Genomic DNA, 22094 nt, shown 5'->3' on the forward strand with positions numbered 1-22094 from the left:
ATGCATCTGCTTCTGGCCCAACAGGGAACGATCAGCGACTGCGAGGAGGCGATCGACCTCGGGCAGACGCCGGGCGATATCGTGTTCCTGTCGGCCGCCGACAGCGAGCTTGCCGCCATCGCAGCCGCCCATCGCGAGCATGGGGCGGCGCCTTCGCTGAGACTTGCCAGCCTGATGAGCCTCAAGCATCCGATGTCGGTCGATACCTATGTCGAACGCACGGCGCGGCATGCCAGGCTCATCATCGTGCGTGCGCTCGGCGGTGCCAGCTATTTCCACTATACGCTGGAGGCGCTGCACGCGGCAGCGTCCCGCGCCGGTGCGCTGATTGCGGTCTTGCCGGGCGATGCCCGGCCGGATGCGGGGCTCGTTCCTTTTTCCAACGTTGATCTCGACGATATGAATGCGCTCTGGGCCTATCTGATCGAAGGCGGCGACGCCAATGCGCGCGGCTTTCTCGATTATGCCTCGGCGATGTTGTCAGGTGCCGAGAAGCCGGCGCCGGCAGTGCCTTTGATGAAGGCGGGCATCTGGTGGCCGGGGCGGGGGCTGATCGGGGTGCAGGAGTGGCGGCAGGTTGCCGGTTCGCATGTCGCGCCGCCTTCGTCCGTCGAGCAGGGGGGTATCCCACATTCGACGGAGGAGGTGGCGTTTGGGCCAATCGTCGCCATCAGCTTCTACCGCGCCCTCGTCCAGAGCGGCGAGACCGCCCCGATCGAGGCACTGGTCGAAGCGCTGGCGGCGCTCGGCCTGCGGCCACTGCCGGTTTTTGCCTATAGCCTCAAGGACCCCGTCTCGACAGGTATTCTCGAAAGCGTGTTTGCGGCACTGAAACCCGATGTCGTCATCAACACGACCGGCTTTGCCGTCTCGGCACCAGGTGCTGACCGGCAGCCGACGGTGCTGGAGGCGAATGGGGCGGTGGTGCTGCAGGCGATCCTGTCGGCCTCGTCGCGGGAGGCTTGGGCCGCTTCCGCGCAAGGCTTGTCGGCACGAGATCTCGGCATGAACGTGGCGCTTCCTGAAGTCGACGGCCGGGTGCTGGCGCGGGCGATCTCTTTCAAGACGGCAGCGCGTTATGACGCGGCTGTCGAGACCAACATCGTCTGCAGCGAACCCGATACCGGCCGGGTGAGTTATACGGCTGAACTTGCCGCCAACTGGGCGCGCCTGCGGAAGAGATCGGCCGGTGATCGCCGCATCGCGCTTGTCATGGCGAATTATCCGAACCGCGACGGCCGGCTCGGCAACGGCGTCGGCCTCGATACGCCGGCCGGCACCATCGCGGTGCTTCGCGCCATGGGAGCCGCGGGTTACCCGGTCGCCGACATTCCGGCAGATGGGGACGCGCTGATCCGGCATCTGATGGAAGGGCCGACCAATTCCGGCCACGACGGCAGGGTCATTCGCGAAACGCTTTCCCTCGCTCGCTACAACAGCTTCTTTCAATCTCTTCCCAATAAGATTCAAGATGAGGTGAGGGCTCGCTGGGGCAATCCTAAGGATGATGCGTATTTTCGCGAGGGCGGCTTCGCCCTGCCTTTCGCGCGCTTCGGCGGCGTGCTCGTCGGCATCCAGCCGCCGCGCGGCTATAATATCGATCCGAAGGAAAGCTATCATTCGCCGGATCTCGTGCCGCCGCACGGTTATTTTGCCTTCTATGTCTTCCTGTGCCAGGAATTCGGTGCACATGCGGTCATCCACATGGGCAAACACGGCAATCTCGAATGGCTGCCGGGCAAGGCGCTGGCGCTGTCGGAAGGCTGTTATCCCGAGGTGATCCTCGGGCCGCTGCCGCATCTTTATCCCTTCATCGTCAACGATCCGGGCGAGGGCACGCAGGCCAAGCGCCGGACTGCCGCTGTCATCATCGATCACCTGACGCCGCCTTTGACGCGGGCTGAGAGTTATGGACCACTCAAGGATCTGGAAGCGCTGGTCGACGAATATTACGAGGCCTCCGGCGGCGATCCCCGCCGCATCCGCTTGCTCAGCCGGCAGATCCTCGATCTGGTCACCGATATCGGCCTCGACCGGGATGCCGGCATAATCAGCGGCGAAAGCGAGGGCGAGGCGCTGAAGAAGCTCGACGCCTATCTCTGCGACCTCAAGGAAATGCAGATCCGCGACGGGCTGCATATCTTCGGCGTTTCGCCCGAAGGGCGGCTGCTGACCGACCTGACGGTGGCGCTGGCGCGGGTGCCGCGGGGGCTGGGTGAGGGCGGGGATGCGAGTTTGCAGCGGGCGATTGCGGGTGATGTGGGGGTGGGCGGTGTGCCTGTGGCACCCCCCTCTGTCCTGCCGGACATCTCCCCCACAAGGGGGGAGATCGGCAAGAGGCTTGGGCTTCCCACAAAAGAAACGTTTGAAGTTGCCGCACCTTCGGCCGAGCAGTTGGAGCGGGACCTCTCATCCCCGATCTCCCCCCTTGTGGGGGAGATGTCCGGCAGGACAGAGGGGGGTAACTCCACGTTCGATCCTCTCGACTGCGACATGGCCGCCCCCTGGACAGCCCCACGTCATGCCATCCTAGCAGATCTCCTCGACGCCCCCTGGCGCACCAACGGCGACACCGTCGAGCGCATCGAGCTCCTGGCGGCGAAGTTCGTTTCCGGCCAGATCGTCTGCCCTGAGAACTGGCCGGCGACGCGGGCGGTGCTTTCCGAGATCGAGACCCGCCTCAAGCCTTCGATCCTGGCCTGCGGGCCAGCCGAAATCGCAGGCCTGCTTAACGGCCTCGACGGCCGCTTCGTTGCGCCCGGCCCCTCCGGGGCGCCGACGCGCGGGCGGCCCGATGTGCTGCCGACGGGCCGCAATTTCTATTCGGTCGATAGCCGCGCCGTGCCGACGCCGGCCGCCTACGAACTCGGCAAGAAATCCGCGGAACTGCTGGTTCGCCGCTATGCGCAGGATCACGGCGAATGGCCGGCTTCCCTAGGGCTGACGGCCTGGGGCACGTCGAACATGCGCACCGGCGGCGATGACATCGCCCAGGCGCTGGCGCTGATTGGCGTCAAGCCGCTCTGGGACATGAGCTCGCGCCGCGTCACCGGCTACGAGATCATACCGCCGGCAATGCTCGGGCGGCCGCGCGTCGACGTGACGCTCAGGATATCCGGCTTCTTCCGCGACGCTTTTCCCGAGCAGATCGCCCTGTTCGACAAGGCGGTCCGCGCCGTCGGCGCGCTTGAAGAGGACGAGGCCGACAATCCGATCGCAGCGCGCATGCGCGGCGAGGCGGCAAGGCTTGCCGCAGCCGGCCTCGACGAGGTCTCGGCCAGAAGGCGAGCGGGCTACCGGGTGTTCGGCTCGAAGCCCGGCGCTTATGGCGCGGGGCTGCAGGCGCTGATTGACGAAAAAGGCTGGGAGCGGCGCGCCGATCTCGCCGAGGCCTATCTCGTCTGGGGCAGCTATGCCTATGGCGCCGGCGAGGAGGGCAAGGCCGAACGCGGCCTGTTCGAGGAGCGGCTGCGCTCGGTGCAGGCCGTCGTTCAGAATCAGGATAATCGCGAACACGATCTGCTCGACAGCGACGATTATTACCAGTTCGAAGGCGGCATGGCGGCGGCGGCGGAACAGCTCGCCGGCGCCCGCCCCTCGATCTATCACAACGATCATTCCCGGCCGGAACGGCCGGTGATCCGTTCGCTGGAAGAGGAGATCGGCCGCGTCGTGCGCGGGCGCGTCGTCAATCCGAAATGGATATCGGGCGTCATGCGCCACGGTTACAAGGGTGCGGCCGAGATTGCCGCCACCGTCGACTATCTCTTCGCCTTTTCGGCGACGACGGGTGCAGTCGGCGCCCATCATTTCGAGGCGGTATACCAGGCCTTCGTCGCCGATCCCATTGTGAGTACCTTCATGATGGAGAAGAACCCGGCAGCATTCGACGAGATGAAGGAGCGGCTGTGCGAGGCGATCGACCGCAGCCTCTGGACGCCGCGCAGCAATTCGGCCCGGTTCGACCTGGCCGCCAACAATAGAACAAGGTGAACCGATGAGCGACGAGACACCGGAGAGCGCGATCCCAGAAGGCGAAGCTGGAAAGGACGATGCGCGCCATGCCGAGAAGATGGCGAAGAAGAAGGCCGCCCGCGACAAGATCATGGCGACCAAGACCGATGGCAAGGGGCTGATCATCGTCCACACCGGCAAGGGCAAGGGCAAGTCATCGGCCGCCTTCGGCATGATCTTCCGCCACATCGCCCATGGCAAGCCCTCTGCCGTCGTGCAGTTCATCAAGGGTGCGATGTGGACCGGCGAGCGCGATCTGATCGAGAAGCATTTCTCCGATCTCTGCCAGTTCCACACCATGGGCGAGGGGTTCACCTGGGAAACGCAGGACCGCGCCCGCGACGTTGCCGCCGCCTCGGCTGCCTGGGAAAAGGCCAAGGAGCTGATCCGCGACGATCGCTATTCCATGGTGCTGCTCGACGAGATCAACATCGCGCTACGCTACGACTATCTCGATATCAACGAGGTCGTGGAATTCCTGAAGAACGAGAAGCCGCCCATGACGCATGTCGTGCTGACGGGGCGCAACGCTAGGGAGGAACTGATCGAGATCGCCGACCTGGTGACCGAGATGGAACTGATCAAGCATCCGTTCCGCTCCGGCATCAAGGGCCAGCCGGGCGTGGAATTCTAGGCATCAGTTGAGAGAGAGGCCGCGCAGGATCGCGGCCGTTTCCTCATCCGCCGGGAAGAAGGATTCCACGGCCAGTTCCGACAGAGTGATGTCGACGGGCGTGCCGAAGACCGTGGTCGTCGAGATCAGGGATAGCAGACCGGCCTTGGTCGAAAGCTTCAGCGGAATGGCGATGCCGGCGTGGTCGGTATGCGCATCGTTCGCCGCTTCGGGCGCCGGATAGGACAGCAGTTCGTTCAGCAGCCTCTCCAATACCGGATCGCCCGAAGCCGATATTTGCTGACGCAGCCGGTCGATAAGGTGGGCGCGCCATTCCGGGAGGTTTGCAATGCGGGGCGCCAGTCCTTGCGGGTGCAGGCTGAGGCGCAGCACATTGACTGGCGGTTCCAGCAGGGAGGGATCGGCAATGCCTGAGATGAGCGGCGCCAGCGCCGCGTTGGAGGCAATGAGCGTCCAGTGGCGGTCGATCGCGAGCGCCGGGAAAGGCTGATGAGTTTTCAACACCATGTCGATGGCGCGGCGCGCCGGTTCCAAGGCGGGATCGTCGAGTGCACGCTCGGTAAAGACGGGAGCGAAACCCGCCGCCAGCAGCAGCGGGTTCCGGTCGCGGAGCGGCACGCCGAGGCGTTCGGCAAGATGCAGCAGCATGTCGCGGCTCGGCGTCGAGCGCCCGCTCTCGATGAAGCTCAGATGCCGCTGCGAGATATCTGCCTCCAGCGCCAGGTCGAGCTGGCTCATCCGGCGGCGCTGGCGCCATCCGCGCAGATGATCTCCAAGAGGGCGGGCGGTCGGCTTCATCAGGCAGCTTCCGGCAATTGGTCGATGAAGCCGCGGACGGATTTCAGTTTGCCGTCTTCGAGTTCGGCAAAATCCGTGCCCTTGATCAGTGCTTCGCCATTGGCAGGTCCGAGGCCCCAGGAGAAACGCAGATTGTCGCCATAGCCGTCAGCCGTGCCGATCAGTTCGAAACGGAAACCGGGGAAACGGTTCTGCACGGCCTCCACCAGCGAATTGATCTGCTCGTGGCCTTCGCCGCGCATCAGCGGATCGATGTAGGTTGCGGCTTCCGCCCAGCTCTCGGCGATGAGAGCGCGGCGGCGAGCCGCATCCGTCTCGTTCCAGATGGCGAGGTAGCGCTCGGCATTGCTGTTTGCATCGTTCATCGGGTCATCTCCTTTTGATCGCCCGTCATTCAGGCAGGGCGATCATGCGGGAAGGTGGTGCACCCTATCAATTACGCCAGAGGTAATGGAAGACGGCCAAGCGTCTCCGTCAGATGCCGAGCCACAAGCGCAGCGGATTTGCCGGGTCGGCGAGGAGCTTGACCGCCAGGGCGACGCACACGATCACCAGCAGCGGCTTGATCAGCTTCGAACCGATGCGCATGGCAAGGCGCGAACCGAGCTGCGCGCCGAGGAACTGGCAGATGCCCATCAACAGGCCGATCTTCCAGAGTATCGCGCCAAAGCTTGCGAAGACAATCAGCGCGCCGAAATTCGAGCCGAGATTGAGAAGCTTGGTGTGGGCGGTTGCCTTCAGCACGCCGAAGCCGGCGAGTGTGACGAAGGCGAGCATGAAGAAGGAGCCGGTGCCCGGGCCGAAGACCCCGTCATAAACGCCGATGGCCGGGACCAGCGTCAGGCCGAAGGCGAAGGGCGTGATGCGGCGATGGGTATCGACGTCGTTGAGGTTCGGCTTGACGGCAAAGAAGATCGCGATCGACAGCAGCAACACCGGCATGATCGCCTGCAGCACCTGTCCGGGTACGATCGTGGCAAGGGCAGCGCCGAGCGCCCCGCCCATGACCGCCATCAGCGCCATCGGCAATTGTTCGCGAAGCTGCACGTGGCCCTTGCGGGCATAAGCGAGCGTTGCCGAGGCGGCACCAAAGATCGACTGCACCTTATTGGTGCCGAGCGTCTGCAGCGGCGGAATGCCGGCAATCAGCATGGCGGGAACGGTGATGAGGCCGCCGCCACCGGCAATCGAATCGACGAAACCAGCAAAAAAGGCCGCCGCGCAGAGCAGTAGAAGCAGATGGAAGGTGATATCGGGCAAGACGGAGTTCCGGAGGGGCTTTCAGGCCGCCTTCTTGCATTTCCCGCCTCGGGCTGCAATGGCTGCAAAGGACATGGCGAGGCGCATTCGGCAGCAACATGAGCGACATTACCTTCGACAGGAGCAGACATCACGTGCTCGGGCTCGGCTGCGAGCGCAAAACGCCGCCCGCCGAAGTGCTGGCGCTGGCCATCGAAGCGGTTGAAGCGGCCGGTATCATCGGGGCGGAGCTTGCTGCCATTGCCTCGATCGACAGCCGTTCCGAAGAAGCGGCGATCCTTGCCGTTGCCAGGCATTTTGCCGTGCCCGCCGTCTTCTTCGATGCGCCGCGGCTGGAAGAGGAAACGCCGCGGCTTAAAAATCCCTCTGCCATCGTCTTTGCCCGTGTCGGCTGCCATGGCGTGGCGGAATCCGCGGCACTTGCGGCCATTGGAGCGGATGCGGAGCTGCTGCTCGGCAAGATCAAATCCGCGCATGCGACAGCGGCGATTGCCGGCATCGGGTTGCGGAAAGCCTGACGAGCGTTATGGTGGCCACACGTTGCGACGCCGTCCGGCAGCTTCGCGATCTACATTTAGAGGATATCAATGCACAAGGTCATTTATGACACGGATCCGGGCGTCGATGACGCCATGGCGCTTCTTTTCCTGCACCGCCACCCCGAAATCGATCTGATCGGCATCACCACCGTTTTCGGCAACGCCTCGGTCGAGACGACGACACGCAATGCGCTCTTCCTCAAGCGCGATTGGAATATTCCGGCACCCGTTGCCAAGGGCGCCAGCGTCACCATCGACCCCTTGCGCGCCGAGCGGCCCTGGCCGGCCATGGTGCATGGCGACAATGGCCTCGGCGATATCGACGTGCCGGAGACGATCGACCTGCCGCTCGATCCGCGCCCGGCGCATCGCTTCATCATCGATACCGTGCGCGCCCATCCGGGCGAAGTGCGCCTCGTCGCTGTCGGGCGGATGACCAATCTGGCGCTGGCGCTGAAGGAAGCCCCCGAGATCGCAACGCTGGTCAAGGACGTCGTCATCATGGGCGGCAATTTCTATGTGCCGGGCAATGTCTCGCCGGTCGCCGAGGCCAACATCCATGGTGATCCCGAAGCTGCGGATATCGTCATGACCGCGCCCTGGAAGGTGACCGTCATCGGCCTCGACGTCACCGCGGTCACCACGATGAGCCGCAGCTATCTTGGCGAGATGGCGGCCAAGGGCGACAAGGCGGTCAAACAGCTCAATGAACTCTCGCAGTCCTACATCGATTTTTACAAGCATGCGGTTGAGGACGGCATGATGGTGCATGATAGCTGCGCCTCAGTCTATGTCGTGGCGCCCGAACTGTTCTCGTCGATATCGGGTGCGGTGCGTGTCGTCTGTGGCGGCATCGCCGACGGCCAGACCATCGTAAAGCCGGACGGTCGCCGTTTTCCGCCGGGTGACTGGGATGGCCTGCCGAGACAGATCGTCTGCACCGGCATCGAATCGAAAAAGGTTATCGATCTCATCCGCGACACGCTGCTCAGGGCCTGACCGATTGGAAGACTGGCCGCTTCGCGGCCGGTCGTCGCGACTATATGATAATATATTCATATTGTTATTCGGGTTTTCCGAGAGTTTGATTCCGCTTCCTAGCAAAGTGAGTCATGGTCATCTCGGCAACTTCCGGTGAGACAGGGCGCCCGGCGGATCTAAAACAAACAGGTGCGCATAATGTCGTCCGAAAACCGCTTACACTTTTCGGCATCATGCTCTAGATCAGCAAGATGATCGATGCCGCATTCTCCCATCTTCCGGCGCTGGAGCCGGGCACCGTCTGGCTGGTCGGTGCCGGTCCCGGCGATCCCGGGCTTTTGACGCTGCTCGCCGCAAGAGGGCTTTCCGAGGCCGACGTCATCGTGCACGACGCGCTGGTCAACGAGGAATGCCTGGCGTTGGCGCGGCCGGAAGCGGTGGTGGAATATGCCGGAAAACGCGGCGGCAAGCCTTCGGCCAAACAACGTGACATCTCGCTGCGGCTGGTGGAACTGGCACGCGCCGGCAAGCGGGTGCTGCGGTTGAAAGGCGGCGATCCCTTCGTCTTCGGCCGCGGCGGCGAAGAGGCGCTGACGCTGGTCGAGCACAATATCCCCTTCCGCATCGTGCCCGGCATCACCGCCGGCATCGGCGGGCTTGCCTATGCCGGCATCCCGGTGACGCATCGCGACATCAACCACGCCGTGACCTTCCTCACCGGCCATGATTCCTCCGGCATCGTGCCCGACAGGATCAACTGGGAGGCGATCGGCCGGGGCTCTCCCGTGATCGTCATGTATATGGCGATGAAACACATCGCCGAGATCAGCACCCGGTTGATCGCCGCCGGCCGGGAGCCTACCGAACCTGTCGCCTTCGTCTGCAACGCTGCCACTGGCCGGCAGCAGGTGCTGGAAACGACGCTAGCCGAGGCGCCCGCGGCCATCGCCACCGCCGGGCTCGAACCGCCAGCGGTGGTCGTCGTCGGCGAGGTGGTGCGGCTCAGAGCCTCGCTCGATTGGCTCGGCGCGCTCGCCGGACGGCGGCTGCAACCCGATCCGTTCCGCCGGTCCGGCAAGGTGCTGACATGAGCGGCCTCCTGATCGCAGCGCCGTCCTCCGGCGCCGGCAAGACGACGGTGACGCTCGGATTGCTCAGGGCGTTGCGCCGGCGCGGCATCGCGGTCGCGCCCGGCAAGGCCGGTCCCGATTACATCGATCCCGCCTTTCATGCGGCCGCAAGTGGCACGCCCTGCCTGAATTTCGATCCCTGGGCGATGCGCCCGGAGCTGATCTCGGCCAATTCAGCCCTTCACCGTTCCGGCGACCGCATCCTCGTCATCGAGGCGATGATGGGACTTTTCGACGGAGCGGCCGACGGAAGGGGAACTGCGGCCGATCTTGCCGCTCAGCTCGGCCTGTCCGTGGTGCTGGTCGTCGATGCCTCGCGCATGTCGCAGTCAGTGGCGCCGCTGGTATCAGGCTTTGCCGGCTTCCGCGCCGATGTCCGCGTCGCCGGCGTCATCCTTAACAAGGTTGGCAGCGACCGGCACGAGGCGATGCTGCGCCAGGCGCTCGAAGCGATCCGCATGCCTGTTATCGCCGTAATCGGCAGCGACAAGGCGCTCGCCTTGCCGGAGCGCCATCTCGGTCTCGTCCAGGCCAGTGAACACACCACGCTCGATAATTTCATCGACCATTCGGCGGATGCCGTTTCCGAGGAATGCAATTTCGAATTCCTGCTGCGCATTGCAAGGCAGGGGCTCAACCGGCCGTCTGCCGCCAATATCGACCGGCTGATGCCGATCGGCGCCCGCATCGCCGTGGCGCGCGATGTCGCCTTTGCCTTTTCCTACGAGCATATGCTGCTCGGCTGGCGTCGCCGCGGGGCTGATATTTCGTTCTTCTCGCCGCTCGCCGACGAGGCGCCGACCGGTGACGCCGATGCGATCTATCTGCCCGGCGGCTATCCCGAGCTGCATGCCGGGCGGCTTTCGGCGGCGCAGAATTTTCGCGCCGGCATGCTCGACGCGGCGGCACGCGGCATCAGGATTTACGGGGAGTGCGGCGGCTACATGGTGCTCGGCGATGGGTTGATCGATGCGGGCGGAAAGCGCCACGAAATGCTCGGCCTGCTGCCCGTCGTCACCAGCTATGCCGAACGCCGACGCCATCTCGGCTACCGCCGTGTGACACCGCTCGACGGCGCCTTCTTCGCGCGGACGATGACCGCGCATGAATTCCACTATTCCACTGTTGTGTCCGAGGGCGAGGGGAAGCGGCTGTTTGCAGCGCAAGATGCGCTCGGAACCGATCTCGGTGCTGTCGGGTTGCGGCGCGGCCAGGTGGCGGGGTCCTATATGCACCTGATCGATCTTGCGAGAGCTGCCGCATGAGCGCGCCCATCGCCCACGGCGGCGGCATCACCGCTGCTGCCGCCGCCTTCGGCGGCAGGCCGGAAGACTGGCTCGACCTTTCCACAGGCATCAATCCGTGCCCCGTCGCCCTGCCTGACGTTCCGGCAAGGGCATGGCACCGCCTGCCGGACGGCCATCTCGCCGATGAGGCAAGGCATGCCGCGTGCGAGCATTACGGCAGCGGGGCGATCCTGCCGCTGCCGGTGCCCGGAACGCAATCGGTGATCCAGCTTCTGCCGCGCCTGCTCCGGCAGGACAGGCAAGTCTCTTTGACAGACAGAGTTGCCGTGACGGACGACAAAGTCGCAGTGACGGACGACAAAGTCGCCGTGACGGACGACAAAGTCGCCGTGACGGACGACAAAGTCGCAGTGGTGTCGCCGACCTATGGCGAATATGTGCGCGCCTTTGCTTCGGCCGGTTGTGCCGTCGATGCGGTCCGCGATGTCGCGGCGATCGGGGCCGAGCATCGGCTGGCCGTCGTCGTCAATCCGAACAATCCGGACGGCAGGGTCTGGCCGGCCGAAACGCTGATTGCCCTGCACGACAGGATGAAGGCGGCAGACGGGCTTCTCGTCGTCGATGAGGCCTTCGGTGATACCGATCCGGCGCTGAGCCTAGCAGCCCAAGCGCAATCACTTTCCAACCTGATCATCTTCCGCTCCTTCGGTAAGTTCTTCGGGCTTGCCGGTCTCCGGCTCGGTTTTGCGATTGCGCGCCAAGATATTCTCGAGCGTTTCGAGAACTGGCTCGGCCCTTGGGCAGTCTCGGGCCCGGCTCTTTCGATTGCAGGTTCGCTGTTGCGTTCGGACGTGTCTGCAATCCGCGCCCGCATCGATGAACGCTGCGCCGGCCTGCATGCGGTGCTGACTGCGGCCGGATTGCGGATATCGGGAGGAACGGCGCTGTTCACTCTTGTCGCCGACGGCAGGGCGAGCGACATTTACACCCATCTCTGCCGCCATCATATTCTCGTCCGCAAGTTCGACTATGCGCCGGATCAGCTGCGTTTCGGGTTGACGCCGGATCCGGCGGCGGACCGACGACTTTGCGAAGCCCTTCAGAGATTTGAGCGATGACGATCGACGAAAACCTTCTCGTGCTGCTTCTGGCGCTGCTGCTCGACCGGATCGCCGGCGATCCGCAATGGCTGTGGTCGCGGGTACCGCACCCCGTCGTCATCTTCGGCGCGGCGATTTCCTATGCCGACCGGCAACTCAACTCCGCAAGTCTCACCGGCTCCCGACGCCGAATGAACGGCGTCGCCGCCATCCTGGCCCTGCTGCTGCTGGCGGTGGCCGCGGGCTTCGTGTTCAACCGGTTCTTCGCGCTGTTCGGTCTCGCCGGCATCCTGCTCGAGACCGGATTGGTGGCGATCTTCCTGGCGCAAAAGAGCCTTGCCGATCACGTCGCGGCGGTCGCCGTCGCCCTGCGCGACGTGGGGCTTGCCGGTGGACAGGCCGCCGTTTCTCAGATCGTCGGGCGCGATCCTGAAACGCTGGACGAGCCGGCGGTGTGCCGCGCGGCGATCGAAAGCCTGGCCGAAAACTTTTCCGACGGCGTCGTCGCGCCGGCGCTCTGGTATGCCGTCTTCGGCCTGCCGGGCTTGCTCGCCTACAAAATGCTGAACACGGCGGATTCGATGATTGGCCACAAGTCGGAAAAATATATCGATTTCGGCTGGGCATCGGCCCGGCTCGACGATATCGCCAACTGGCCGGCCGCGCGTTTCTCCATCCTGCTGATCGCCGCCGGCGCCTGGGTCCGGCGCGGTACCAGCGCCTGCCGCCAGGCGGTTCGCGTGGCGATGCGCGACGGCGGCCTGCACCGTTCGCCGAATTCCGGCCGGCCGGAGGCGGCAATGGCCGGCGCTCTCAACGTCCAGCTCGCCGGCCCGCGCATCTACGGCGGTGTCATCGTGACGGAGCCGATGATCAACAACGCTGGCCGGGACATAGCTACCGCCGGCGACGTCGAAGACGGCGTATCGGTGTTTTATGCCAGCTGCATGGTGCTCGCCGGTCTGACATTCGGGTTGTTTCTGTGTTTTCTGTAGGGTGCTACGCACCGCGGACACACCGCGGTGGACAGCTCCGGCTCAAACGTTTATGCGAAACGCCTCATACCTCCATCAGACCGGAAGCAGAGCAATGACAGTTCAGGTTGAATTACCGTGCCCGAAGTGCAAGAGCACCAAGATGAAGTTCGAGCGTCCGGAGATCCGGGAGACGGATATCATCACCTGTGCCGCTTGCGGTCATAACCTCGGCACCATGGCCTCTATCCGCGAGAAGATGAACAAGGCCTACCAGCGGCTGAACCCGCCCTCGGTTCCACGCAAGCTCCAGTGAAGCGGGCCGCTGTCCTGCGGCGGCGTTTCCGGCTTAAACATGTTAAAATTGTGATTACCATTCGGGTTAAAGCTATATAATAAGTATTGCCGTAGTCTCTCTTTCGCGTGGGCGCAATTAAACTGCGCGGGTTCGAAGAGGGGTTATCATGAAGACGATTTTGGCGGCCGCCGCCGCAAGTTTATTGCTGCAATTTTCTCCCATTGCCGCTCAGGCAGCAACGCTGGTCGCCAATGTCAGCATTGGCAAGCAGACGATGACCGTCACCGAGAACGGCTTCGTCAAGTATCGTTGGAAGGTTTCGACCGCGCGCAACGGCTATGTCACGCCGACCGGTTCGTGGAGCGCCAAGTGGCTGTCGCGCGATCACCGTTCCCGGAAATACGACAATGCACCGATGCCCTACGCGGTGTTCTTCAACGGCGGTTACGCCGTTCATGCCACCTTCGACCTGAAACGCCTGGGCCGACCGGCCTCGCATGGCTGCGTCCGCCTGCATCCCGACAATGCGGCCGAGTTCTTCTCGCTGGCGCGCCAAGCCGGCCTTGCCAATACCCGCGTGGTGATTACCCGCTGATTTTCTTTTCCAGCTCATCCATATCGGGGACGACGATATGTCGGAAGTTCTCGATATGGATGACGCCGCTCTTGCGCAGCCTAGTCATCTGGCGGCTGACGGTCTCGATCGTCAATCCGAGGAAATCGGCGATCTCGGCGCGTGATAGCGGCAGGTCGAAGGCGGTGCTCGTCGCCGTTTGCGGTTCGACGTGCGTGGCGATGAGGTGAAGCAGGCTTGCGACCTTTTCCTCGGCGGTGCGCCGGCCGAGCGTCAGCATCCATTCGCGCGCGACATCCAGCTCTTTCAGCGCCTGATCGTGCAGGCTGCGCTGCAGCTCCGGCGCCTCCGATATCATACGGTCGAGCAGGTTACGGGGGAAGACACAGATCTCCGTGTCGGTCGCGGCCTCGGCCGACAGCGTGCTTTCACGCACGAAGGGTCTGCCGACGAAATCGGAGGCGAATTGCAGGCCAACGATTTGCCGGCGTCCGTCCGGCATCACCTTGCAGAGCTTTACCACTCCGCGCATGATGTTCGAGTAGAACGAGCTTTCCGACCCTTGAGCGATGATCTCTGTGCCGGCATCGACCTTGCGGCGCAGCGAGTGGCGGCCGAGGTCCCGGAGCTGGCGGCTGGACAGGGCGCCGCAGACGACGCCGTGCCGCGCCTGGCAGGAGCGGCAAGCGACGGGCGTGCCGGCCTCGGGAATCTCACTGCGTGCGACGTCCATCTCCTGATCCCTTCGAAATCCGCGTTTGCCCGCGCGGTATAACCGAGACGATTACGCCGCGATTACTGGTTCGGCTATCCCAATTTCTTCCAGCGCGACTTGATGATTATCGATTTCGCCGGGATCGCGATTTGATCCAGATCAAAGTTTCGGTAGCCTGGCTCTCGTTGGAAGTACCCGCGCCGAGGCGCGCCGGTCCGCAGGCCTGATTCGGACGGCTTCTTTACTCTGCTCGAGCCGACGGGGTTTTCTGCAGCGGCATCGCCTCCCGCCTCGGGTGACGGCAAAGGCCGCTTCCATTGCTGTTTAGGCAACACCCAGCGGGCAAATTGCCGCCACGCCCGGATGAAAGCATTGGCTTTTGAAATGGATTTGCCTATGAGGGGTTTAAATCGTCATTTCATGAGGTACAGCGCGTGACCGCTACATTCGATAAAGTTGCCGACATTATTGCAGAAACCAGCGAGATCGATCGTGCGACGATCACGCCGGAGAGCCATACGATCGACGACCTCGGTATCGACAGCCTCGATTTCCTCGACATCGTCTTTGCGATCGACAAGGAATTCGGCATCAAGATCCCGCTCGAAAAGTGGACGCAGGAAGTCAATGAGGGCAAGGTTTCCACCGAAGAATATTTCGTGCTGAAGAACCTCTGCGCCAAGATCGACGAGCTCAAAGCCGCCAAGGCCTGAGCGACATATCAATCTTTTTTGACCGCCCTGCCGCCTTGAATATGGCGGCCGGGCGGTTTCGTTCCTAAGTAGGCGTCACCGGCGGGCGGATCTGGCCTGTCGGGCCGGAGGATCCGAATGCTGCTGGAATATTTCCAGATGATTGACCGCGTCGAAGCGGTGGACCTGAAGAAGGGCACGCTGAAGGCGCGATCCGTCGTGCCGGCCAAGAGCCCCGTCTTTGAGGGCCACTTTCCTGGTATGCCGCTGGTTCCTGGCGTGCTCCTGATCGAAACCATGGCGCAGGCCTCCGGCATGCTGGTGCTTGCCGTGACCAATTTCGCCGCCATGCCCTTCCTGATGACGGTCGACGGGGCCAAGATGCGCACTTTCGTCGAACCGGAAGCCGTGCTCGACATCGAGGCGGTGCTCGAGCACGACGGTTCGGGTTTCGCCGTTACCAAGGCTAAAATCACCAGCGCCGGCAAGAAGGTCTGCGATGCGCAGCTGAAGCTTCGCACCATGCCGTTTTCCGAGGTGCCGCTCGGCGATATCGTGAAGAAACGTGCCGGCGAGATTGGGCTTCTCGAAGCGATCGCGGCGCAGGGAGTGATTGGATGAGCAAGGCTGCAAACGACGTCGTCATCTCTGGTATAGGCATCGTCACCTGTCAGGGCGTCGGCAAGGATGCGCATATCTCGCTGCTTTCGGCGGCAAGCGCGCCCAAGACGATCGTCGAGACCGAGAAGTTCAAGCCCTATCCGGTGCATCCGCTGCCCGAGATCGACTGGTCGCAGCAGATCGCTAAGCGCGGCGATCAGCGCCAGATGGAAAACTGGCAGCGCATCGGTGTCTTCGCCGCGGGCTTGGCACTAGACGATGCCGGTTTCAAGGACGATCTCGAGGCCTGCGGCGCGATGGATATGATCGTGGCGGCCGGCGGCGGCGAGCGCGATATCAATGTCGATACACTGATCGTCGACGAGGCCCTGAAGCGCAACGACCGCGAATTGCTGCTGAACGAGAAGCTGACGACGGAGTTGAGGCCGACGCTGTTCCTCGCCCAGCTTTCCAACCTGCTCGCCGGCAACATCTCGATTGTGCACAAGGTCACAGGCTCGTCGCGCACCTTCATGGGCGAGGAAGCGGCCGGAATCTCAGCCGTCGAGACTGCCTTCTATCGCATCAAATCAGGCGAATCCTCGCATGCGTTGGTCGGCGGCGCCTTCGCGGCGGAGCGGCCGGACATGATCCTGCTCACCGAAGCGATCGGCGCCCATGCGCGCGGCGACTGGGTGCCGCTCTGGTCGCGCAGACCCAGCGACGGCGGCGGCATGATCACCGGCTCGGCAGGCGCCTTCCTGGTGCTCGAATCGCGCCAGCATGCGGAAGCTCGCGGCGCGCATATCTATGCCGTGATCGACGCGGTCGAGGGCGACCGCGGCAACCGCAATGCCGGCAATCTCGAAGCCCGGCTGGAGCGGCTCCTGGCACCGGCCACGGGGCTTGCGACCGAAAGCACGGCGATCTTTTCCGGCTCGACCGGCATGCACGATCTTGCCGCCCGCGAGCGGGCGGTGCTCGAACATCAATTGCCCGACGTTGCGATCCGCGGCTTTAGTGGCGTCACCGGCCATACGATCGAGACGCAGTTCACGCTGGGTCTGGCGCTTGCGGCGCTTGCCGTCGACGGCAAGGCCAAGGTTCCGCCCTTTGACGCCGCCCATGAGGCGCCGATGCGGGCAGGCGCCACCGCCGCCGTCGTGACCGCGGTCGGGCACCAGCGCGGCGAGGGCGTCGCCGTTCTTTCCGCAAATGCGTGAGGAGTGAAAGATATGACAGCTTCCGCTTACAAGGATCACCTTGGCCGTCCGATCGTGGCCGTGACCGGCATGGGTATCATCACCTCGCTCGGTCAGGGCCTCAGCGACAACTGGGCAGCGCTTTCGTCAGGCACGTCGGGCATTCACGAGATCAACCGTTTTCCGACCGAGGGATTGTCGACGCGGATCGCCGGCACCGTCGATTTTATCGGCATCCCGGTACCAAATGCCGTCGAGCGCTCTTACGCTTTCGCCCGCGAAACGACGATCGAGGCGCTGGCCAATGCCGGCCTTTCCGGCGATTTCAACGGCCCGCTGTTCCTTGCCGCCCCGCCGATCGAACCGGAATGGAGCGCGCGTTTCGAGCTTGCCGACCGTTCGCCGGCCTCCGAGCATCCCGGTGATGCCTATGAGCGTTTCCTGACGGCGCTGCGTCAGCGCCCGGACCCGGCCTTCCATGAGGCAGCCCTGTTCGGCGCGATTTCCGAGCGCCTTGCCGACCGGTTCGGCACGCGCGGTCTTCCCGTCACGCTGTCGACCGCCTGCGCCTCCGGCGTCACGGCGATCCAACTCGGCATCGAGGCAATCCGCCAGGGCCGGACGACCCGAGCGCTGACGGTTGCAACCGACGGATCGCTGAGCGCCGAAGCGCTGATCCGCTTCTCGCTACTGTCGGCTCTTTCGACCCAGAACGACCCGCCGACCAAGGCCTCCAAGCCGTTCAGCAAGGATCGCGACGGTTTCGTCATCGCCGAAGGTGCAGCGACGCTGGTGCTGGAATCGCTGGAAGCGGCGGTCGCCCGTGGCGCCAAGGTGCTCGGCATCATGAAGGGCGCCGGCGACAAGGCCGACAGCTTTCACCGCACCCGGTCGTCGCCGGATGGCGGCCCGGCAATCGCGACGATCCGCGCGGCGCTTGCCGATGCCGGCATCGACGAGAGCGGCATCGGCTATATCAATGCCCATGGCACTTCGACGCCCGAGAATGACAAGATGGAATATGGGGCGATGTCGGCCGTCTTCGGCGAACGGATCGTCGGCATCCCGGTTTCGTCGAACAAGTCGATGATCGGTCATACGCTGACGGCGGCGGGTGCTGTCGAGGCGGTGTTCTCGCTGCAGACGATGCTGACCGGCACGTTGCCGCCGACGATCAACTATACCAATCCCGATCCGTCGATCGTTCTCGATGTCGTGCCGAACAAGAAGCGGCAAGCACAGGTTTCAGCCGTGCTTTCTAACTCCTTCGGCTTCGGCGGGCAGAATGCCAGCCTTGTCATGGCGCTCGAACCGGCTTAAGCGGTTCCCGACACATTTTTGAGACGAGATGACGCCGTCTAGGCGAGGGATTTTGCCATGCGCGCTTTGCAACTGATCGATGACCGCAAGCTTGAGATCACCGACCTGCCGGAACCGGACGCGCCTGCAGCCGGGGAGGTGACGCTGCGCGTCAAGGCGGTGGCACTCAACCATATCGATCTCTGGGGCTGGCGCGGCATGGCCTTCGCCAAGCGCAAGATGCCGCTGGTCATCGGTGCGGAGGCTTCCGGTGTCGTGGAATCGATCGGCCCGGGTGTCGCCAACGTGCTGCCCGGCCAGCTCGTCTCGATCTACGGCGCGCGCACCTGCGGCCTCTGCAGCCCATGCCGCGAAGGCCGCGACAATCTCTGCGAACATGTCTCCGGCGTGCACGGCTTCCATCTCGACGGCTTTGCGCAGGAGAAGGTCAACCTTCCCGCGCGCCTGTTGGTGCCGGCTCCTCCCGGCGTCGATGCGATCGGTGCAGCGCTTGCTCCCGTCACCTTCGGGACGGTCGAGCACATGCTGTTCGACAATGCCAAGCTCGAACCCGGCGAAACCATTCTCGTCCATGCCGGCGGCTCCGGCATCGGCACGGCGGCGATCCAGCTTGCCAAGAAGATCGGCTGCACCGTCATCACCACGGTCGGTTCGGACGACAAGATCGAAAAGGCCAGGGCGCTCGGCGCCGATCACGTCATCAACTATCGCACCGACCGTTTCGAAGGCGTGGTGCGCAAGCTCACCAAGAAGAAGGGCGTCGACGTCGTCTTCGAACATGTCGGCAAGGACACCTGGGCAGGCTCGATGCTCTGCATGAAGCGCGGTGGGCGCCTCGTCACTTGCGGCTCGACCTCGGGTGTTTCCACAGAGATGAACCTGATGATGCTGTTCCAGCAGCAATTGAAGCTCTTCGGCTCGTTCGGCTGCCGCATGGAGAACATGGCGAATGCGATGCAGAAGATGGGCCGCGGGCTCGTGCATCCCGTCATCGACACCGAGGTCAGCTTCAGCGATATCGACCGGGCGCTCGAGCGGATGGAATCGCGCCAGATCTTCGGCAAGATCATCCTGAAGATGGATTGAGCCCCAAGTGAAGCTGTTCATCACCCGGATCGTCCTGGCGCTCAGGCACTTCCAGCAGTGGCTGGTGGCGCAGGTGATGTTCGGCTTCCTGAATTTCCTGAAGCTGTTTCCGGCCGATGGCGCGATCCGCTTCGCCGACAGGACGATGCGCCGCCTCGGCCGGCTGACCAGCCGCCACAGACTGATGCTGACCAATCTGCGCAACGCCTTTCCTGAGAAGAGCGAGGCCGAGATCGAAGAGATCGCGCTGGCAAGCTGGGGCAATATGGGCCGGCTTGCGGCCGAATACGTCTTTCTCGACCAGCTGTTCGACTATGACCCCGAAAAACCGGAGCCGGGCAGAGTGGAGGTGTCGGGCATCCCGATCTTCCTCGATCTGCGCGACAATCCGCGCCCCTTCATCGTCTTTACCGGCCATACCGCCAATTTTGAGCTGCTGCCGGTGGCGGGGGCCGCCTTCGGACTTCATGTGACCGTGCTCTTCCGGCCGCCGAACAATCCCTATATCGCCAAGAAGGTCTTCGATTTCAGGAGCGCGCGCATGGGCAAGCTGGTGCCCTCGCATGCCGGCTCCTCCTTCGCGCTCGCCCGTCAGCTGGAAGCAGGCCAAGGCGTGGGCGTGCTAGTCGATCAGAAATTCCGCAAGGGGCTGAAGGGGATCTTCTTCGGGCGCGAGGTCAAGACCAATCCGCTGCTGCCGAAGCTGGTGCGCCAGTTCGACTGCGAGGTCTATCCGGCGCGTTGCATCCGTCTGCCCGGTAATCGCTATCGGCTGGAAATCGAGCCGCGGCTGGACATGCCGCGCGACGCCAGAGGCACTCTCGACCTGCCGGCGGCCGCCCAGTTGCTCAACGACAAGGTGGAAAGCTGGGTGCGGGAATACCCGGAGCAGTGGCTTTGGTATCACGACCGCTGGCAGATCAAGCAGACGCTCAGCTCCTAGACTTTCGGCATCATGCTGCAGAAACGTCCACCCTCATTTATGAGCGGTGAAAAGCGGCAGGTGCTCTCGGATTGAAACTGAGGGCACTTCATGTTACCCGTCACCACCAAGACGCGAATAATATTTACCGTAGGGCGCATTCTACAGCGCCGCGCGACTTTTGGACGCGCAAAGGACGCTGTAGTACTTTGAATTGCTGTATACTTTATTTTTAAATCGATTCCGATTTAAGGATAGAATTATGCAGTGGAGATGATGCGCCGTGAGGTTTCGGACTCGTCTCTTGGGACAGTGGGATGGGAGGCGTTTTGCTGGAGCTTTTTCGAGCTTTTTCCTTGCGTTGCACGCAGATCGAGGATGCCATACGGGTGGGCGACGATCAGCGCGTCACGGCGCTCGACCGGCATGTCGAACCGCTGGTCGAGGCCATCCTCGCCCATCGGGCGGTCAATCTGCTCGAAGTCTACATGCAACTGCAGTTTGTGAGCCACTTGATTAGCCAGGACGCCGACGACAGCGCCAGCGTCACCGAGCACACGACGGTGCTTTCCTATCTGCTCGACCGCTATTTCGGCACACATGGCCCAGACTGGCGCGTGCCTTCGCCGCAGGACGTGCGTATCGAGCCGCCGGCAGCCTATGTGCCGGATACCGACAACGGTCAGTTTCTCAATGCTGCGATCCTCGAAACCCTGCCGGACCGCGTCGCGGTGCTGACACGGGATTACCGCTACCTCTATTCCAATCCAGCCAACTGCGCCGATCTCGACAAGAAGCCGATGGAACTCATCGGACGGCACCTTTCCGAATTCATCGGAGAGGAGCTGTTTGCCGCGTGCGCCAAATACAAGCTCGACGCCTGCTTTGCCGGTGAGCAGGTCGACTATGCCTATGAGTGCCCGGGCGGCGGTGCCGGATCGGGGCAGGTGCGCTGTCGCATGTCGCCGTTGCGCGATGCGGGTGGTACGGTGATCGGCGCGCTGCTCGTCATGGAGGATATCGATCGGCAGCGACCAATTGGAACAGAATGATTTTAGGCCGGGTCGGCCTGAAATCTGAATCCTGTTCTAAATTAGAGAGTTGGAGCATGATGTCATAAGAAAACCGCGCACACTTTTCGGCATCATGCTCTATAGCTGATCAACTGGCTGCCCACGACCAGCCAGCCGCCTTCAGGCAGTCGCCCAGACGGCGAGTTCATACCCGTCGCGGTCGAGGAAGTGGAAGCGGCGGCCGCCGGGAAAATCGGTGATCGGCCGGACGATCGTGCCGCCAGCCCTCTCGACCGACGTCAGCACGTCTTCGAGATCCCTGGCATAGACGACAACAAGCGGGCCGCCCGGCCGCACGGGTCCGTAATCGGTGAAGCCGCCTTTCAGCCGGCCATCGTCGAATTCGCAGTAGTTCGGGCCGTAGTCGGTGAAACGCCAGCCGAAGGCCGAGCCGTAGAAGGCTTTGGCGGCGGCGATGTCGGCGACGTTGAATTCGACATAATCGATGCGGCGATCGTGGTTTTCTGACTTCTCGGCCATCTATCTCTCCATCAGGGCTTTAAGCATGGCGAGATCCTTCTCGACATGGGCGGCATCGGCTGAAAACTGCGCATCGGTCATGCCGGGCAGGCGCAACAGCGTAAACATGACCTCGCAGCCATCGCCGTTCGGCACGATGCGCAGCGCATTATAGACCCTGAGGCCAGATTCGATCGTCACCGTGTGGTCGATCACGCCGAATTCATTGGTGGGCACGAAGCTCACCTTGACGGTGCCCAGCGCGCCATGGGCAATCCAGTCGGCGCCGTTTGGCACGAGGCCGCTCGCAAGTCCGGAGGCCCAGAGCGGCATGTTCTCCGGCTTGCCGGCGAAATCATAGACGTCGCGCCAGTCGCGCTCGATCGATTGGTGGATGATTTTCGCAGGCATCGTCGACATGGCTTGCAGGTCCTTGGCATTTGGTCTGGCTGTAATAACAGGCCGATCCGCGGCGT

23 protein-coding genes are annotated in these 22094 nt (G+C 63.1%); 17 read left to right on the forward strand and 6 right to left on the reverse strand.

What is annotated here, in order from left to right; translation table 11 throughout:
• Both cobN and cobO read left to right on the forward strand, forming a co-directional pair.
• Entirely contained in the window at window positions 1-3993 is a 3993-nt protein-coding gene (gene cobN / locus HJB83_RS23370) for a cobaltochelatase subunit CobN (RefSeq protein ID WP_221141538.1), read from the forward strand.
• Between the two features lie 4 nt (window positions 3994-3997).
• The gene (gene cobO, locus HJB83_RS23375; protein ID WP_207580804.1) at window positions 3998-4648 is read left to right on the forward strand and encodes a cob(I)yrinic acid a,c-diamide adenosyltransferase; all 651 of its coding nucleotides are present in this window, start codon (window positions 3998-4000) and stop codon (window positions 4646-4648) included.
• Window positions 4649-4651: 3 nt separating this feature from the next.
• Here the strand turns inward: cobO and HJB83_RS23380 are convergent, their stop codons facing one another.
• From HJB83_RS23380 to HJB83_RS23390, 3 genes are all read right to left on the reverse strand, one after another.
• A complete protein-coding gene (locus tag HJB83_RS23380) occupies window positions 4652-5446 on the reverse strand; it encodes a helix-turn-helix domain-containing protein (RefSeq protein ID WP_207580803.1) in 795 nt (264 codons plus the stop codon).
• A complete protein-coding gene (locus HJB83_RS23385; RefSeq protein WP_207580802.1) occupies window positions 5446-5811 on the reverse strand; it encodes a nuclear transport factor 2 family protein in 366 nt (121 codons plus the stop codon). The genes HJB83_RS23380 and HJB83_RS23385 overlap by 1 nt, the downstream gene beginning before the upstream one ends.
• Before the next feature lie 109 nt (window positions 5812-5920).
• Window positions 5921-6706: a TSUP family transporter gene (locus tag HJB83_RS23390; RefSeq protein WP_207580801.1), complete on the reverse strand. Its 786-nt coding sequence runs from the start codon at window positions 6704-6706 to the stop codon at window positions 5921-5923.
• A gap of 98 nt (window positions 6707-6804) precedes the next feature.
• Between HJB83_RS23390 and HJB83_RS23395 the strand changes: the two genes are divergently transcribed.
• The 8 genes from HJB83_RS23395 to HJB83_RS23430 all read left to right on the forward strand — a co-directional run bounded on the left by HJB83_RS23395 (window position 6805) and on the right by HJB83_RS23430 (window position 13570).
• Entirely contained in the window at window positions 6805-7224 is a 420-nt protein-coding gene (locus HJB83_RS23395) for a cobalamin biosynthesis protein (RefSeq protein WP_207580800.1), read from the forward strand.
• A gap of 69 nt (window positions 7225-7293) precedes the next feature.
• Window positions 7294-8244, forward strand: coding sequence for a nucleoside hydrolase (locus HJB83_RS23400; RefSeq protein WP_221132892.1), 951 nt, complete (start codon window positions 7294-7296; stop codon window positions 8242-8244).
• 233 nt (window positions 8245-8477) lie between these two features.
• Window positions 8478-9317: a uroporphyrinogen-III C-methyltransferase gene (gene cobA / locus HJB83_RS23405; RefSeq protein ID WP_207580798.1), complete on the forward strand. Its 840-nt coding sequence runs from the start codon at window positions 8478-8480 to the stop codon at window positions 9315-9317.
• Complete coding sequence (locus HJB83_RS23410) at window positions 9314-10621, forward strand: cobyrinate a,c-diamide synthase (protein WP_207580797.1); 1308 nt, start codon at window positions 9314-9316, stop codon at window positions 10619-10621. The genes cobA and HJB83_RS23410 overlap by 4 nt, the downstream gene beginning before the upstream one ends.
• Window positions 10618-11721, forward strand: coding sequence for a threonine-phosphate decarboxylase (locus HJB83_RS23415; protein WP_221132893.1), 1104 nt, complete (start codon window positions 10618-10620; stop codon window positions 11719-11721). The genes HJB83_RS23410 and HJB83_RS23415 overlap by 4 nt, the downstream gene beginning before the upstream one ends.
• Window positions 11718-12698 (forward strand): adenosylcobinamide-phosphate synthase CbiB, encoded by a 981-nt coding sequence (gene cbiB, locus HJB83_RS23420; RefSeq protein WP_207580795.1) that lies wholly within the window; start codon window positions 11718-11720, stop codon window positions 12696-12698. Before HJB83_RS23415 ends, cbiB begins: the two co-directional genes overlap by 4 nt.
• 94 nt (window positions 12699-12792) lie before the next feature.
• Window positions 12793-12993, forward strand: coding sequence for a hypothetical protein (locus HJB83_RS23425; RefSeq protein ID WP_207580794.1), 201 nt, complete (start codon window positions 12793-12795; stop codon window positions 12991-12993).
• 148 nt (window positions 12994-13141) lie between these two features.
• Entirely contained in the window at window positions 13142-13570 is a 429-nt protein-coding gene (locus HJB83_RS23430; protein WP_207580793.1) for a L,D-transpeptidase, read from the forward strand.
• Here HJB83_RS23430 and HJB83_RS23435 read toward each other — a convergent pair.
• The gene (locus tag HJB83_RS23435; RefSeq protein WP_207580792.1) at window positions 13560-14282 is read right to left on the reverse strand and encodes a Crp/Fnr family transcriptional regulator; all 723 of its coding nucleotides are present in this window, start codon (window positions 14280-14282) and stop codon (window positions 13560-13562) included. The two genes, HJB83_RS23430 and HJB83_RS23435, sit on opposite strands and share 11 nt — an antisense overlap.
• Before the next feature lie 416 nt (window positions 14283-14698).
• Between HJB83_RS23435 and HJB83_RS23440 the strand changes: the two genes are divergently transcribed.
• From HJB83_RS23440 to HJB83_RS23470, 7 genes are all read left to right on the forward strand, one after another.
• Window positions 14699-14977, forward strand: a complete 279-nt coding sequence (locus HJB83_RS23440) for an acyl carrier protein (RefSeq protein ID WP_003540486.1) — start codon at window positions 14699-14701, stop codon at window positions 14975-14977.
• A gap of 117 nt (window positions 14978-15094) precedes the next feature.
• The gene (locus HJB83_RS23445; RefSeq protein WP_049731880.1) at window positions 15095-15577 is read left to right on the forward strand and encodes a 3-hydroxyacyl-ACP dehydratase FabZ family protein; all 483 of its coding nucleotides are present in this window, start codon (window positions 15095-15097) and stop codon (window positions 15575-15577) included.
• Window positions 15574-16779: a beta-ketoacyl-ACP synthase gene (locus HJB83_RS23450; RefSeq protein WP_221117166.1), complete on the forward strand. Its 1206-nt coding sequence runs from the start codon at window positions 15574-15576 to the stop codon at window positions 16777-16779. Before HJB83_RS23445 ends, HJB83_RS23450 begins: the two co-directional genes overlap by 4 nt.
• A gap of 12 nt (window positions 16780-16791) precedes the next feature.
• Window positions 16792-18078 (forward strand): beta-ketoacyl-ACP synthase, encoded by a 1287-nt coding sequence (locus HJB83_RS23455; RefSeq protein ID WP_207580790.1) that lies wholly within the window; start codon window positions 16792-16794, stop codon window positions 18076-18078.
• A gap of 57 nt (window positions 18079-18135) precedes the next feature.
• A complete protein-coding gene (locus HJB83_RS23460; protein WP_207580789.1) occupies window positions 18136-19164 on the forward strand; it encodes a zinc-binding dehydrogenase in 1029 nt (342 codons plus the stop codon).
• 7 nt (window positions 19165-19171) lie between these two features.
• Complete coding sequence (locus HJB83_RS23465) at window positions 19172-20107, forward strand: lipid A biosynthesis lauroyl acyltransferase (RefSeq protein WP_221117165.1); 936 nt, start codon at window positions 19172-19174, stop codon at window positions 20105-20107.
• A 308-nt stretch (window positions 20108-20415) separates the two neighbouring features.
• Window positions 20416-21138, forward strand: a complete 723-nt coding sequence (locus tag HJB83_RS23470; protein WP_207584324.1) for a PAS domain-containing protein — start codon at window positions 20416-20418, stop codon at window positions 21136-21138.
• 141 nt (window positions 21139-21279) lie between these two features.
• Here the strand turns inward: HJB83_RS23470 and HJB83_RS23475 are convergent, their stop codons facing one another.
• Window positions 21280-21639, reverse strand: a complete 360-nt coding sequence (locus HJB83_RS23475; RefSeq protein ID WP_207580787.1) for a VOC family protein — start codon at window positions 21637-21639, stop codon at window positions 21280-21282.
• Window positions 21640-22038, reverse strand: coding sequence for an SRPBCC family protein (locus HJB83_RS23480; protein ID WP_164012302.1), 399 nt, complete (start codon window positions 22036-22038; stop codon window positions 21640-21642).
• Between the last annotated feature and the right edge of the window lie 56 nt (window positions 22039-22094).

This window comes from Rhizobium sp. NZLR11 (assembly GCF_019685115.1).
GTDB lineage: Bacteria > Pseudomonadota > Alphaproteobacteria > Rhizobiales > Rhizobiaceae > Rhizobium.

Bases quoted from the DNA above. Each gene is read 5' to 3' on its own strand.
- cobN (WP_221141538.1), top strand. From the start codon at position 1: ATGCATCTGCTTCTGGCCCAACAGGGAACGATCAGCGACTGCGAGGAG.
- cobO (WP_207580804.1), top strand. From the start codon at position 3,998: ATGAGCGACGAGACACCGGAGAGCGCGATCCCAGAAGGCGAAGCTGGA.
- HJB83_RS23380 (WP_207580803.1), bottom strand. From the start codon at position 5,446: ATGAAGCCGACCGCCCGCCCTCTTGGAGATCATCTGCGCGGATGGCGC.
- HJB83_RS23385 (WP_207580802.1), bottom strand. From the start codon at position 5,811: ATGAACGATGCAAACAGCAATGCCGAGCGCTACCTCGCCATCTGGAAC.
- HJB83_RS23395 (WP_207580800.1), top strand. From the start codon at position 6,805: ATGAGCGACATTACCTTCGACAGGAGCAGACATCACGTGCTCGGGCTC.
- HJB83_RS23400 (WP_221132892.1), top strand. From the start codon at position 7,294: ATGCACAAGGTCATTTATGACACGGATCCGGGCGTCGATGACGCCATG.
- cobA (WP_207580798.1), top strand. From the start codon at position 8,478: ATGATCGATGCCGCATTCTCCCATCTTCCGGCGCTGGAGCCGGGCACC.
- HJB83_RS23410 (WP_207580797.1), top strand. From the start codon at position 9,314: ATGAGCGGCCTCCTGATCGCAGCGCCGTCCTCCGGCGCCGGCAAGACG.
- HJB83_RS23415 (WP_221132893.1), top strand. From the start codon at position 10,618: ATGAGCGCGCCCATCGCCCACGGCGGCGGCATCACCGCTGCTGCCGCC.
- cbiB (WP_207580795.1), top strand. From the start codon at position 11,718: ATGACGATCGACGAAAACCTTCTCGTGCTGCTTCTGGCGCTGCTGCTC.
- HJB83_RS23425 (WP_207580794.1), top strand. From the start codon at position 12,793: ATGACAGTTCAGGTTGAATTACCGTGCCCGAAGTGCAAGAGCACCAAG.
- HJB83_RS23430 (WP_207580793.1), top strand. From the start codon at position 13,142: ATGAAGACGATTTTGGCGGCCGCCGCCGCAAGTTTATTGCTGCAATTT.
- HJB83_RS23435 (WP_207580792.1), bottom strand. From the start codon at position 14,282: ATGGACGTCGCACGCAGTGAGATTCCCGAGGCCGGCACGCCCGTCGCT.
- HJB83_RS23445 (WP_049731880.1), top strand. From the start codon at position 15,095: ATGCTGCTGGAATATTTCCAGATGATTGACCGCGTCGAAGCGGTGGAC.
- HJB83_RS23450 (WP_221117166.1), top strand. From the start codon at position 15,574: ATGAGCAAGGCTGCAAACGACGTCGTCATCTCTGGTATAGGCATCGTC.
- HJB83_RS23455 (WP_207580790.1), top strand. From the start codon at position 16,792: ATGACAGCTTCCGCTTACAAGGATCACCTTGGCCGTCCGATCGTGGCC.
- HJB83_RS23460 (WP_207580789.1), top strand. From the start codon at position 18,136: ATGCGCGCTTTGCAACTGATCGATGACCGCAAGCTTGAGATCACCGAC.
- HJB83_RS23475 (WP_207580787.1), bottom strand. From the start codon at position 21,639: ATGGCCGAGAAGTCAGAAAACCACGATCGCCGCATCGATTATGTCGAA.
- HJB83_RS23480 (WP_164012302.1), bottom strand. From the start codon at position 22,038: ATGTCGACGATGCCTGCGAAAATCATCCACCAATCGATCGAGCGCGAC.